Source organism: Croceibacterium aestuarii (assembly GCF_030657335.1).
In the GTDB taxonomy this organism is placed as follows: Bacteria; Pseudomonadota; Alphaproteobacteria; order Sphingomonadales; family Sphingomonadaceae; genus Croceibacterium_B; species Croceibacterium_B aestuarii.
In genome coordinates, this window is the sequence record NZ_CP131039.1 from 786,207 (window position 1) to 798,178 (window position 11,972).

The 11,972-nt window shown below is 66.4% G+C and carries 12 protein-coding genes and 1 tRNA gene; 7 read left to right on the top strand and 6 right to left on the bottom strand.

All coding sequences use genetic code 11. The annotated features are described in order from the left end of the window. Window positions 1-85 precede the first annotated feature (85 nt). The 6 genes from Q7I88_RS03760 to Q7I88_RS03785 form a co-directional block, all read right to left on the bottom strand. Window positions 86-170, bottom strand: a tRNA-Leu gene (locus tag Q7I88_RS03760). 52 nt (window positions 171-222) lie between these two features. After that, window positions 223-825, bottom strand: a complete 603-nt coding sequence (locus Q7I88_RS03765; RefSeq protein ID WP_305097698.1) for a hypothetical protein — start codon at window positions 823-825, stop codon at window positions 223-225. Between the two features lie 80 nt (window positions 826-905). Next, window positions 906-2,024, bottom strand: a complete 1,119-nt coding sequence (locus Q7I88_RS03770; protein WP_305097699.1) for a cobalamin-independent methionine synthase II family protein — start codon at window positions 2,022-2,024, stop codon at window positions 906-908. Window positions 2,025-2,028: 4 nt separating this feature from the next. Further along, window positions 2,029-3,063 (bottom strand): 5-methyltetrahydropteroyltriglutamate--homocysteine methyltransferase, encoded by a 1,035-nt coding sequence (locus Q7I88_RS03775; RefSeq protein ID WP_305097700.1) that lies wholly within the window; start codon window positions 3,061-3,063, stop codon window positions 2,029-2,031. Next, on the bottom strand, window positions 3,063-3,608 hold the full coding sequence (locus tag Q7I88_RS03780) for a VOC family protein (RefSeq protein WP_305097701.1): 546 nt from the start codon (window positions 3,606-3,608) through the stop codon (window positions 3,063-3,065). Before Q7I88_RS03780 ends, Q7I88_RS03775 begins: the two co-directional genes overlap by 1 nt. Before the next feature lie 86 nt (window positions 3,609-3,694). Then, on the bottom strand, window positions 3,695-4,831 hold the full coding sequence (locus Q7I88_RS03785) for a CaiB/BaiF CoA transferase family protein (RefSeq protein ID WP_305097702.1): 1,137 nt from the start codon (window positions 4,829-4,831) through the stop codon (window positions 3,695-3,697). A 200-nt stretch (window positions 4,832-5,031) separates the two neighbouring features. Between Q7I88_RS03785 and Q7I88_RS03790 the strand changes: the two genes are divergently transcribed. The 7 genes from Q7I88_RS03790 (at window position 5,032) to Q7I88_RS03820 (ending at window position 11,949) form a co-directional block, all read left to right on the top strand. After that, complete coding sequence (locus tag Q7I88_RS03790) at window positions 5,032-5,814, top strand: citryl-CoA lyase (RefSeq protein ID WP_305097703.1); 783 nt, start codon at window positions 5,032-5,034, stop codon at window positions 5,812-5,814. A gap of 99 nt (window positions 5,815-5,913) precedes the next feature. Then, the gene (locus tag Q7I88_RS03795) at window positions 5,914-6,285 is read left to right on the top strand and encodes a c-type cytochrome (protein ID WP_305097704.1); all 372 of its coding nucleotides are present in this window, start codon (window positions 5,914-5,916) and stop codon (window positions 6,283-6,285) included. A gap of 66 nt (window positions 6,286-6,351) precedes the next feature. After that, window positions 6,352-8,019 carry a GMC family oxidoreductase gene (locus Q7I88_RS03800; RefSeq protein ID WP_305097705.1) on the top strand — a complete coding sequence of 556 codons (1,668 nt, stop codon included), beginning with the start codon at window positions 6,352-6,354 and terminating at the stop codon, window positions 8,017-8,019. After that, entirely contained in the window at window positions 8,019-8,912 is an 894-nt protein-coding gene (locus Q7I88_RS03805; protein ID WP_305097706.1) for an MBL fold metallo-hydrolase, read from the top strand. Before Q7I88_RS03800 ends, Q7I88_RS03805 begins: the two co-directional genes overlap by 1 nt. Beyond that, window positions 8,909-10,090, top strand: coding sequence for a cytochrome P450 (locus Q7I88_RS03810; RefSeq protein ID WP_305097707.1), 1,182 nt, complete (start codon window positions 8,909-8,911; stop codon window positions 10,088-10,090). Before Q7I88_RS03805 ends, Q7I88_RS03810 begins: the two co-directional genes overlap by 4 nt. A gap of 174 nt (window positions 10,091-10,264) precedes the next feature. After that, entirely contained in the window at window positions 10,265-11,074 is an 810-nt protein-coding gene (locus tag Q7I88_RS03815) for an N-acyl homoserine lactonase family protein (protein WP_305097708.1), read from the top strand. Beyond that, a complete protein-coding gene (locus Q7I88_RS03820; protein ID WP_305097709.1) occupies window positions 11,071-11,949 on the top strand; it encodes an NAD(P)-dependent oxidoreductase in 879 nt (292 codons plus the stop codon). Before Q7I88_RS03815 ends, Q7I88_RS03820 begins: the two co-directional genes overlap by 4 nt. Window positions 11,950-11,972: the final 23 nt, after the last annotated feature.

Below are 11,972 nucleotides of genomic sequence, written 5' to 3' on the forward strand. Positions count from 1 at the left end.
GTCAAGCAATCCCTGCTATGCAGCGAGAGGACTTCCGCCGCGCGAGCCGTTTTGACCACAATTGCGCAAGTCGGCCGAAGCGCCGTGGTGCGGACGGTGGGACTCGAACCCACACGAGCAAGGCTCAGGGGATTTTAAGTCCCCGGCGTCTACCATTCCGCCACGTCCGCGCGCGCGCAGGCCTAGCCGCTTCGGCGGCGGCTTGCCAGACGCCAGCGGCGGTTACTTGCCGCGGTAGAAGCAGGCGAGGAAGACCGGATCGGAATCGAGCATGTCGTAGTCCGCCTGGACCAGATCCAGTTTGGGACCGCGGGCCTTGCTGCCCATGTCGATCTCGCCGGAGCCGATTTCCGCGCCGGTGAAAGGCTGGTCGGGGCGATAGATGACCCCGCAGGTGCTCTCCTTCGACTTGGCGCAGTCGGCCTTCTGGAATTCCTTGTCGAAGGCCTTGAGCAGCTCGGCATCGTGGGGCTGGCCGACCTTGCGCTGCATCCCCTGCAGCCGATAGTCGAGCTCATCGATCTTGCCGTTTTCCCCCCGGTGCTTGGCCAGGACGTAGGCGACCGGGTGGCCCAATATATCCAGCCCGGCGGGCGTATACATCTCGATATCGTCGTCGGGCCAGGCGGTGACCTCGCCGAACGAGGTGATGAGTTCGTCGGTCACCTTGTCCATGCATGGCTTGTCCTGCTTGAACACTTTCGGCGCTTCGGGCGGGGTGGCCGCATCCGCCGCCGGCGCGGGCGGCGGGGCCGGATCTTGCGCCGTCGCCGCAAACGGCAGCAGCAGTGAAGCACCGGCAGTCAGGATCAGCGAGAACCGCATCGTTTCCTCTCCCTCGGAAATTGCGCTCAGGACTCGAAACCGTCCCTTGAATACACGCAATTCGCCGCCGACGAAAAGGGTTAGGTGTAACGCTTGCTTGCAATCTCCGCGCCTTGCGCCAGCGCGGCGAGCTTGGCCCAGACGACTTCGGCGTCGACGGTATTGCTGCCGGCGTGGACCGAGAAGCCGCAGTCGACCCCGGCCATGACCCGCTCTGCGCCGAGCAGATCGGCGTAGCGCCCGATGCGCTGGGCGATGAGGTCCGGATGCTCGATGTACGGGCTCTGCGGCTCGATCATGCCGGGGCACAGCACCTTGCCCTCGGGCAGCGGGTGGTCTTCGAACCAGGCGAATTCGTGCCCGTGGCGCGGGTTGGCGCCTTCGATCAGCACGGTCTGCGGCCGCGCGCTCCAGACGATGTCGGCGATCTCACCCAGCGGGACGTCGCAGTGGTGCGGCCCCGGGTAGTTGCCCCAGCACAAGTGCATCCTGAGCTGCTCCGGCGGAATGTTGCGCAGAGCGTGGTTGAGCGCGGCGATGTTCATGCCGATGCGCTTGCGGAAGTCCTCCAGGCTGAGGTTGGTGAACTGCACGTGGCGGCCCATCGCGAGGTCCGGACAATCGACCTGCAGCGTGATGCCGGCACCGGCGATGGTCTCGTATTCGTGGCGCAGGCCCTCGGCGAGGGCGAAGACGTACTCCTCGTCACTGGCGTAGTATTTATTCGGAAAAAACAACGCGGTAACGCCGGGGCTGGCGGCCGACATGAAGGTCTCGTGGCCACCCGCGAGGCGAACGAGGCGCTCGGCATCCTCGCGCGGGGCGTCCATGTCGATGACCTCGATCGGGCCGGTGCAGGCGGGGGCGGAGCGCTTGGCGCGGCCCTTGTTGCCGAACACCTGGGCCTTGGCGCCGGGGAACTCCTCGAGGTCCTGGAACTCGTACTGCCCGGCCTCGCCGCCGAAGCCCGAGAGGCGGTGCTTGATGTAGGTGGCGTAGCTCGGCTTGGACATCTCGCCGTCGTTGACGACCGTGATGCCGGCCTGCACCTGCCGCTCGACGACGAATTTCGTCGCCTCCTCGATCGCCGAATCCAGCGTTTCGTCGGCAATGTCGTCGCCGCTTTCGCGGGCGAGCATGAGATCCAGCAGATGCTCGGGCCGCGGCAGGCTGCCGGTGTGCGTGGTACTGAACGCCATGCCGTCAGCCCAGTTCGGCGCGGACGATCTTCGCCCCTTCGGCCATCGCCTTCATCTTGCCGAAGGCGACCTCGCGCGGGAGGTACTTGAGGCCGCAGTCGGGGGCGACGATGACCTTGTCGGCCGAGATGTGCGGCAACGCCTTGCGAATCCGCGCGGCGACGGTCTCGGGCTCCTCGACCGCGTGGGTCGAGAGGTCGAGCACGCCGAGGATGATGGTCTTGCCGGGCAGCGATTCGAGCACCTTGGTGTCGAGGTTGGACTGCGCGGTCTCGATCGAGATCTGCTTGACCGCCGAGCTGGCCAGTTCGGGCAGGAACGAATAGCCCTCGGGCCGCTCGTGGATCAGGTGGGCGTAGCCGAAGCAGATGTGCAGCGCCGTCGTGCCCTCGACCCCCTCGAGCGCGGCCTCGAGTGCCTTGAGGCCATATTCCCGCGCCTTGTCGGGCCGGGCCTGCATGTAGGGCTCGTCGAGCTGGACGACGTCGGCCCCTGCGGCGAACAGGTCGATGATCTCGTCACGCACCGCCCTGGCATAGGCGACAGCGAGCGCTTCGGGATCGTTGTAGTAGTCGTCCTGCGCCTGCTGGCTCATGGTGAAGGGCCCCGGCACGGTGATCTTGATCGCCTTGTCGGTATGCTGCTTCATGAACTCGACGTCGCGCACCTGCACCGCATGGCGGCGGCTGATCTCGCCGGTCACGCGCGGCACGGGCACCGGCTCGCCCGAACGGTCGAGCGCGGTGCCGTGGTTGTCCATGTCGACGCCGTTGAGGGCCGTGGCGAAGCGGTTGGAGTAGCTCTCGCGCCGCATTTCGCCGTCGGTGATGATGTCGAGCCCGGCGCGTTCCTGTTCGTGGATCGCGTAGATCGTCGCATCGTCCCACGCCTCTTCGAGCAGCTCGCCTTCGGGGATGCGCCACAGTTCCTTCTGGCGCGTGCGCGGCGGGAAGCGGCCGGCCAGCTTGGCGCGGTCGATCAGCCATTCGGGCTGGGCATAGGAGCCGACGAGCGAGGTCGGCAGGAGTGGCAGCGACATCAAGCGGCTTCGAGCGTTGAGGGCCGCACGTCGTTGTTCGGCGTATGGTCGCCCGCCAGCCAGCGCTTGAGCTCGCTGTGCGCGTCCTTCTTGCGCATCTCGTTGATCTGTTCGACGTGCGGCGCATCGTGGGTGAACTCCACGATCATCCCGTTGGGATCGACCACGTAGACCGAGCGGCAGTAGCCGTGCTCGAGCACGTAGGTGGCCTCGAGATTGTTGTCCTTGATGCGCTTTTCGAGCTCGTCCTGCGTCTCCTTGTCCACGTTGAGCGCGATGTGGATGAACGGCGAGGACGGGATTTCCGGGCCGAACTGGGCCTGGTCGTCGTCATGGGCGAACTGGAAGAAGGCCAGCGCGCTGCCGTCGCCGAGGCCGAAGAAGCAGTGGCAATAGGTCCGCTGCTTGCCGAACAGTTCCTCCTGCTCGCACCAGGTGGCGACGAGCGGGAAACCGAGGATGTCCTCGTAGAAATGCCGGGTCGCCTCGAGATCCTTGGTGACGTACGCGGTGTGGTGCAGTCGGTTGGGCAACTTGGCGGTCATGGTCGGCTCCTCTCGCGCCCCGACTCTCCCGTCCGGGCGAATTTCGTTAGCCAGCTTATCACCTCGTCCGGCAGAGGCAATGCATCCTAACGGTCGAGATGATCGGACCCCAGCACGCCTTCGTTGTCGGCGCCCAGGTCGGGCGGCGGCGTGACTCCTTCCATCTTCTCGCCATCGAAGCGGATCGGATAGCGGATCGTGCGGAAGGTGCCGCGCGGGCCCTCTCCTTCGACGACCAGCCCGTGGTGCGCGGCGAGTTCGCCCTCGACCACTTCCTGCGAGCTGTAGACCGCCGAGTGCGGCACCTCGAGCGCCGTCAGCCGCTCCTCCCAGTATGCCCTCGGCTGCGACTTGAAGATCGGTGCGAGGTAATCGACCACCTTCTCGTAGTTGGCGATGCGCGCCGGGCGGCTTTCGAATTCCGGGCGCTGGAGCATCTCGGGCTGTCCGACCGCCTCGGCCAGGCCCTCCCAGAACTTGGGCGGACTCGACATGTGCAGCGCGATCCAGCCGCCGTCGGCACATTCGAAGACGTAGCTCTGCGACACGTGCGGTCGCGACCACGGCCCCATGACCTCGTCGACGCTCAGGTAATGCGTGAAATCGTCGAGATTGAAATAGCTCATCGCCTCGAACATGCTGGTCTCGACCAGCCGCCCCTTGCCGGTCTTCTCGCGTTCGTAGAGCGCGGCGAGCACGCCCTGCGCGGCGAAGAAGCCGGTCACCGCGTCGCCGATCGCCGGGCCGACCACGCGGGGATTGGCCGGGTTGACCAGCAGGCGCAGGAAGCCGGTGCTCGCCTGGCTCACGGTGTCGAACGCCGGGCGGTCGCGCCACGGGCCGTCGTTGCCGAAGCCCGAAATGCCGCAATAGATCAGCCGCGGGTTGATCCCCTGCAGCCGCTCCGGCCCCACGCCGAGCCGCTCGGCCACGCCGGGGCGAAAGTTCTGGATGAAGACGTCGGCCGACTTCACCAGCTCATCGAGCTTTTCGAGGTCGGCCGGGTCCTTGGTGTTGAGCTCGACCGACTTCTTGTTGCGGTTGTAGGTCTGGTAGTGCGGCGAATAGAGGTCGCCCTTGAAGGCACGGAACGGGTCGCCGGTGCCCGGCTGTTCCACCTTGATGACCTCCGCCCCGAGGTCCGCCAGCAGCATGCCCGCCGCCGGTCCGGTGATGAAGGTGCCCATGTCGAGCACGCGAATGCCTGCGAGGGGTTTGGCCACTGGTGTCTCCCGGTTTCGTTTCGCCCAGCCCTAGCCGTTCGCTGCGAGCGAAGTCGAGATAGCTGTTCGCCGCCGCGCGCAAACCACCCTTTCCGTTTCCACTTCGTCACCCCGGGTCAAGCCCGGGGTGACGGTTTGGAGGCGGAGACTCGACAATCGCCGACGGTCAGGTTCAAAGCGCGGCGAACAGGGAGACGCAAATGCGCATCGGCAAGCAGGACCAGAACTTTACTTCCATCTGCACTTCGGACGCGGAATCGATCACCGTGCGTGGGCATGACCTCGTCAACGATCTGATGGGCCAGATCGACTTCACCAGCTACTTTTGGCTGCTGGTAACCGGGCAGATGCCGAGCGAGGACCAGGTTTTCTTCGCCAATGCGGTGCTGGTGGCGCTGGCCGAGCACGGGCTGGTGCCGAGCGTGGTCGCCGCGCGCATGACGCTCGCCGCCGCGCCCGAGGCAGTGCAGGGCGCGGTGGCCGCTGGGCTGCTCGGCTGCGGCTCGGTCGTTCTCGGCAGTGCCGAGATCGCCGGCAAGTTCTATGCCGCTTGCGTCGAGGATCAGCGTGCCAGCGGCGATCCGATAGAGGATGTGGCCAAGCGCAACATCCGCAAATGGCGCGAGCATACCAAGGCCGTTCCCGGCTTCGGCCATCCGCAGCACGCCGGCGGCGACCCGCGCGCCAACCGCCTGCTCGCCATGGCCGACGAGCGCGGCGTTTCGGGCGAGCACGTGGCGATGATGCGCGCGCTCAAGGCCGCGCTGCCCGAAACCATCGGCCGCGACCTGCCGATCAATGTCAACGCCGCGATCCCCTCGATCATGCTCGACGTCGGCTTCCCGCTGGCGGCGCTCAAGGGCATCGGGCTCTTGTGCCGCACCGCGGGCCTGATCGGTCACCTCACCGAAGAGGCCGAACGCCCGATCGGCTTCATCATGAGCGGTGCGGCGGCGCAGGCGATCGAGTATGATGGGGAGTGATTGTCAGGCGGGCGACGGCGCGGTCGGATTTGCCGCCCGTCAATGACGGTGGCGTCAGCCGCCTGCTAAACTGTATCGACTTGTCCCTAGGAGACACCGATGAACGCAGCAAAATCCGCGCATTTGGCGACCTGGTCGGGGCTTGCCTCCCTTGCGCTGGGGTTGTCCGCGTGCTCGACGGTCGGCGACCCGCCGGAGTCGAGTGCCTCGATGGGACTGCTTATTGCCCGCGACCGGTGCAGCGGGTGTCACCAGACCGGCGGGGGCGGCGAGTCGCCCAATCCCCGTGCCCCGACCTTTCGCGAAATCGTCGATCGCCCTGGCGTGACGCCCGAGACGCTCGCCGCCTTCCTCACCAACAGCCACAACTACCCGATCGAGATGGGCTTCCGGCTCGAACCGCATCAGGTCGATTCGCTGGTCGCCTACATGGTCCGTTGGCGTAGCGAGGACGCGGCGTCACAATCCTAACGCCCGTGATGATTGAGTCCTTGCCAAGCTAGCGACCCCCGCGCAAACTGGGCGCGGGAGAGACGAATGGACGCTGCGGAATTCGATTTTGTCGTCGTCGGGGCGGGCTCAGCGGGGGCCTGCGTGGCGGCGCGGCTGGGCGAGAATCCCGGCACGACAACCTGCGTCATCGAGGCCGGTGGCCCCGACAGCCATCCGTTCATCCACATCCCGAGTTTCGTCGCCGCTGCGATCGGGCGCGAAGCGACCAACTGGCGTTTTTCGACGGTGCCGCAGCCGGGCATGGCCGGACGCTCGATTCCCGTTCCGCGCGGGCGCGTGGTCGGCGGCTCGGGCTCGATCAACGGCATGGTCTATTTCCGCGGCCACCCGACCGACTACGACGACTGGGCCGACGCTGGCGCGGCCGGATGGTCCTACGCCGAGGTGCTGCCCTATTTCACTCGCAGCGAGCACAACGAGGATTTTCCGGAAAGCGTGTTCCACGGCAAATCGGGCCCGGTGAACGCCAAGCTGGTGCCCAATCCCAACCGGCTCAACTACGCCTTCATGGATGCGCTGGGTGAACTGCAGTTCCCCGCCTGCCCGGACTTCAACGGACCCAACCCTGAAGGGTACGGTCGGCGCCAGGGGCTCATCCGCGACGGACAGCGGGAAAGCACCGCCAAGGCGATGCTCTGGCCTATAGTGCGGGCAGGCAAGGTCCACCTGCAGACGGGGGCGCAGGTGGCAAAGGTGGTGGTCGAGAACGGCCGGGCCATTGGCGTCGAACTGGTCGACGGACGCGTGATCCGTGCGCGGCGCGAGGTGATCCTTTCGGGCGGCGCCGTGCAGACGCCGCAGCTGCTCATGCTGAGCGGCATCGGGCCTGCCGACCACCTGAAGGACATGGGTATCGAGGTGATCAGGGATGTGCCCGGCGTGGGCGCGAACTACCACGACCACCCGGCCAGCCCGATCCACATGGAGACGCGAGACCCGACCAGCTACGGCATATCCTGGAAGGTCATGCCGCGCGATATCCTCCACTTCTTCCAGTATCTTACGACCCGCACCGGGCCGCTGGCCGGCAACGTGTTCGAAAGCGTCGCCTTCCTGCGCACCGACCCGAGCCTGTCGCGCCCCGACGTGCAGTTCGTGTTCCAGCCAGCCAAGCGGCTGACGAACCCGAAGATTCCCTTCCCGCTCGGCCATGGCTACGCGATCAGCCCGGTCAACCTCTATCCCAAGAGCCGCGGCACGCTGCGGCTCGGCTCGCCCGATCCCGGCGCCGCGCCGGTCATCGACCCGCACCTGCTCGAGCACCCCGACGACGTGAAGCCGCTGATCCGGGCGCTCAAGATTGCCCGCCGCGCGTTCGCGACGGAGGCCTTCGCCGAGTATGAGGGCGTCGAGGTCGCGCCCGGGCCCGAGTGCCAGAGCGATGCGCAGTGGGACGCCTATATCCGCGAGACCGGCTATACCGTGCACCACCCGGTCGGCACCTGCCGCATGGGCGGGGATGCGGAATCGGTGGTCGATCCGCAACTGCGGTTCCGCGGGGTCGAGGGTCTGCGCGTTGCCGATGCCTCGGTCATGCCTTCGATCATTGGCGGCAACACCAACGCACCCTGCGTGATGATCGGCGAACGCTGCGCCGATTTCGTGCTCGGCAAGCCGCCGCTTCCCGCCGCCGAGCTGCCGCCGGAAAGCGTGGCGCGGTACAAACCCAAGCCCAAGAGGAAAGCTGCCTGATGGCCCGCGAACACATGAAGTCCTGGCAAGTGGGCGACGTCACCGTGACGCGCATCGTCGAGCTGTGGGACTTCCAGGACGACATCCGAATGACCATGCCCGAGGCGACCGAAGAGGAAGTCCTGGCAATGGAATGGCTGCACCCGCACTACGCCACGCCGGCGGGGCGCCAGCGGATGAACTTCCAGGGCTTTGTGGTGCAAGCTTCCGGGCGTGTGATCGTGGTCGATTCATGCATCGGGGCGGGGCGGCAGCGCGATTTCGACGTGTTCTGCGATCTGCCCGAGGGTTTCCTCGAGGATCTCGAAAGCCTCGGCATCACGCGCGAGCAGGTGGACACTGTGATGTGCACCCACCTGCATTTCGATCACGTTGGCTGGAATACCTACAAGGACCCGAAGACCGGCGCGTACAAGCCGACCTTCCCCAACGCGCGCTACCTGTTCGGGCGCAAGGAATACGATGCCTGGCAGGAGACCATCCGGCACGACGGGCATCATAGCGACACCCACCTCGTCGAATGCGTCGACCCGATCGTCGCCGCCGGAATGGCCGACTTCATCGAGGCGGATCACGTCATCGCCGAGGGCATCTACTGCGAGCCGAGCCACGGCCATACGCCGGGCCACGTCCACGTACGGATCAGCTCGAACGGCGAGGAAGCGGTTATCACGGGCGATCTGATGCACCACCCGATGCAGGTTGCCATGCCGCACCGCGAGGCGACTTTCGACATGGACAAAGATGCCGGCAAGCGCACCCGCACCGGCTTCGTCGAAACCTATCGCGACAGCGGCGTGCTGGTGATCGGCGCCCACTTCTTCGAGCCCACCGCCGGGCACCTCGAGACCGGTATGGACGGGCAAACCTGGTTCCACGGGCTCGGCCTATGAGCCGCGAAATCCCCGAGTATGATCTCGACATCTTCACCCCCGAAGCGGTGCGCCATGCGCGCGAGGTCGACGATGCCCTGCGCGAATTCGCCCCCGCAGTGCGGCTGCACGACGGCACGGTGATGATCGCCCGGCATGAGCACGTTACCAAGGGCCTGCTGGACTGGAAGACGTTCTCCTCGACGAGCCGACCGTGGCACGATCCGACCAGCCCGCGTCCCGAAATACTCCTCACCGACGACCCGCCGCGCCACACCAAGGTGCGCAAGGTTATCGCCGACGCGCTGAGCCCGCGCGCGCTCGAGCGCGTCAAGGGCATCTTCGAGGATCGCGCGAAGGAGCTGCTCGCGACGCTGCGCAAGCGCGAGGGAGAACCGGTCGATGCCGTGTCGGAAGTGACCCAGGCCTATGTCTTCCAGGTCCTACCCGACATCCTCGGCCTGCCCGAGGAAGGCCGCGAGCACATGCACGGCTTTTCCGAGATGGTCTGGGTGACGATGGGCCCGCCGGGGGAGCTGTTCGACCAGGCGATGCAGTACGATTACTCGGCGGTCATCGAATGGCTCGAGACCAAGTGCGAACGCTCGGCGCTCGACCCCGAAGGCATCGGCGAGACGATCTATGCCGCCTCGGATACGGGGCAGGTGACGCCTGAGGAGGCCAAGCTGCTCTTGCAGACCGTGCTCAGCGCCGGGGCCGACACGACCTTCATCACCATGGCCAATGCCCTTCGCGCCTGGGCGATGTTCCCCGGGGAATATGCCCGGCTGCGCAGCGAGCCGAGGAAAGTCCGCGCCGCCTTCGACGAATCGCTGCGCTGGGACAGCCCGAGCCGGATGGCCGGGCGCATCACCACGACCGACGTCGAGATCGACGATATCGTCCTGCCCGCCGGTACCCGCTGCGGGCTGATGTTCGCCGCCGCCAACCGCGATCCGCGTTACTGGGATGCGCCCGACGACTACCAGCTCGATCGCGACACCAAGCACTCGCTCGGCTGGGGTTACGGCGTGCACGGCTGCGTCGGCCGGGTGCTGGCGCAGGGAGAAGCGCAGGCACTGCTCGGCGAAATCGTCCGCCAGGTCGAAGCGATCGAACTGGCCGGGCCGTACGATCCGTGGATGACGACCGTGGGCCACGGGCCGATCCATCAACCGGTAAGACTCAAGTTTGCTTGAGTTAACCATGCGGTTTCGCGGCGTCCGCGGGGTTTCCAGGCAGTCATCTGCGAAGCTGCCGCCATGCATCAACCATCCTTACGTCATCCCCGCGAACGCCGGAATCCAGGGAATTTCGCCCAACGGCCACACTGGATTCCCGCTTTCGCGGGAATGACGAAATAAGGAGGGAGGATGACCGCCCCCGTCACCCGCATCGACGCCATCCGCTACGCCAGGCACGAGCGGAATGCGGCCGCAAACTTTACTACGCCGGTCGACGATCACGACTTGCCGATGCCGCTCGACTATTTCGTCTGGGCGATCCACCGCGATGGGCATCCGCCGGTGATCGTCGATACAGGTTTCGGCGACGCCGCGGCTGCGGCGCGCGGACGGACCATGATCCGTCCGGTGATCGAGGGACTGCGCGACGCGGGTATCGATCATCTTGCGGTCGAAGACGTCATTCTCACTCACCTGCATTACGATCACGCCGGGTCGCTCGGCCTGTTTCCGAACGCGAAGTTCCACGTGCAGGACGCCGAACTGGCCTTCGCCACCAGCCGCCAGGTGTGCGACGCACCGACCCGCGCGCCGTTCGACGGCGAGCCGGTCGCCGAACTCGTGCGCAAGCTCTACGCCGACCGCGTGGTGTTTCACGACGGGGACGAGGAATTTGCGCCGGGCATCGTGCTGCGCCTCGCGCATGGTCATACCGCGGGGCTCATGCTGGTCTGCTGCGAGACAGCGCGCGGGACAGTCGTGCTGGCGAGCGACGCGGCGCACCTCTACGCCAACATCACGCGCAAGCTGCCCTTCCCGATCTTCGTCGACGAAGCCGACTACCGCCGCGCGCAGGAAAGGGCACTGGAACTGGCGGGTGGCTCGCTCGACCACCTGATCCCCGGTCACGACCCGCTGGTGCTGGCCTGCTTTCCGGCTAAGGACGACATCGCGCGGGTCGACCTGCCCCCGCACACGGCGATCTCGGAGACGCAATGAGTACGATCGGATTCCTCGGACTTGGCCGCATGGGCGCGCCGATGGCGGCAAATCTCCTGGCGCACGTCGACACGCTCTTGGTGCACGACCTCTCGCAGGATGCCGTCGATGGGCTGGTCGCCAAGGGCGCCGAAGCCGCCGGCTCCGTCGCCGCGCTGGGCGAACGCTGCGACATCGTCTTCATGAGCCTGCCGACTCCGCCGATCGTCCGGCCGGCGGCGAAGGAAATCGTTTCGCGCGGCCGCCCGCGCATCCTCGTCGACCTGTCGACCTCCGGACCGGCGCTGGCGCAGGAACTGCACGACCTTCTCAGCCCCCTGGGCGTCGCCAGTTTCGATGCGCCGGTCTCGGGCGGCATTCGCGGGGCCGAGCAGGGCACGCTGGCGATCATGGCCGGCGGTCCGGAGGCGCTCTGGCCCGAGGTCGAGCCGCTGCTCCAGCGCATCGGCAAGCCGTTCTACATGGGCGAGACGCCGGGCGCCGGGCAGGTGATGAAGCTTGCCAACAATCTTCTCAGCCTCGCCGCCATCGCCACGACCGCCGAGGCCATGACGCTCGGCATCAAGGCCGGGCTCGATCCGGCGCGGATGATCGAAGTGCTCAACGCCGGCACCGGGATAAACTCGGCGACGCGCGACAAGTGGCCACGCGCCGTCCTGCCGCGCACCTTCGACTTCGGGTTCTCTGCCCAGCTCAGCCTGAAGGACACCCGCCTCGCGCTCGACGAGGCGCGGGCGATGGGTGTGCCGCTGCCGACCGGCGAGCGGCTCGCCAGCCTGCTCGACCGCACGCTCGCGACTTACGGCGACGATGCCGACTTCACCGAGATGGCGAAAGTGGTCGAGGAGGACGCGGGGATCGATCCGCAACGCTGACGGGAGACGAATCCTCCTTTTCG

What these genes read in the sequence shown, in the direction of transcription:
- Q7I88_RS03775 (WP_305097700.1), bottom strand. Translation starts at nt 3,063, where the DNA reads ATGTCGCTGCCACTCCTGCCGACCTCGCTCGTCGGCTCCTATGCCCAG.
- Q7I88_RS03820 (WP_305097709.1), top strand. Translation starts at nt 11,071, where the DNA reads ATGAGTACGATCGGATTCCTCGGACTTGGCCGCATGGGCGCGCCGATG.
- Q7I88_RS03770 (WP_305097699.1), bottom strand. Translation starts at nt 2,024, where the DNA reads ATGGCGTTCAGTACCACGCACACCGGCAGCCTGCCGCGGCCCGAGCAT.
- Q7I88_RS03805 (WP_305097706.1), top strand. Translation starts at nt 8,019, where the DNA reads ATGGCCCGCGAACACATGAAGTCCTGGCAAGTGGGCGACGTCACCGTG.
- Q7I88_RS03780 (WP_305097701.1), bottom strand. Translation starts at nt 3,608, where the DNA reads ATGACCGCCAAGTTGCCCAACCGACTGCACCACACCGCGTACGTCACC.
- Q7I88_RS03810 (WP_305097707.1), top strand. Translation starts at nt 8,909, where the DNA reads ATGAGCCGCGAAATCCCCGAGTATGATCTCGACATCTTCACCCCCGAA.
- Q7I88_RS03790 (WP_305097703.1), top strand. Translation starts at nt 5,032, where the DNA reads ATGCGCATCGGCAAGCAGGACCAGAACTTTACTTCCATCTGCACTTCG.
- Q7I88_RS03795 (WP_305097704.1), top strand. Translation starts at nt 5,914, where the DNA reads ATGAACGCAGCAAAATCCGCGCATTTGGCGACCTGGTCGGGGCTTGCC.
- Q7I88_RS03765 (WP_305097698.1), bottom strand. Translation starts at nt 825, where the DNA reads ATGCGGTTCTCGCTGATCCTGACTGCCGGTGCTTCACTGCTGCTGCCG.
- Q7I88_RS03800 (WP_305097705.1), top strand. Translation starts at nt 6,352, where the DNA reads ATGGACGCTGCGGAATTCGATTTTGTCGTCGTCGGGGCGGGCTCAGCG.
- Q7I88_RS03815 (WP_305097708.1), top strand. Translation starts at nt 10,265, where the DNA reads ATGACCGCCCCCGTCACCCGCATCGACGCCATCCGCTACGCCAGGCAC.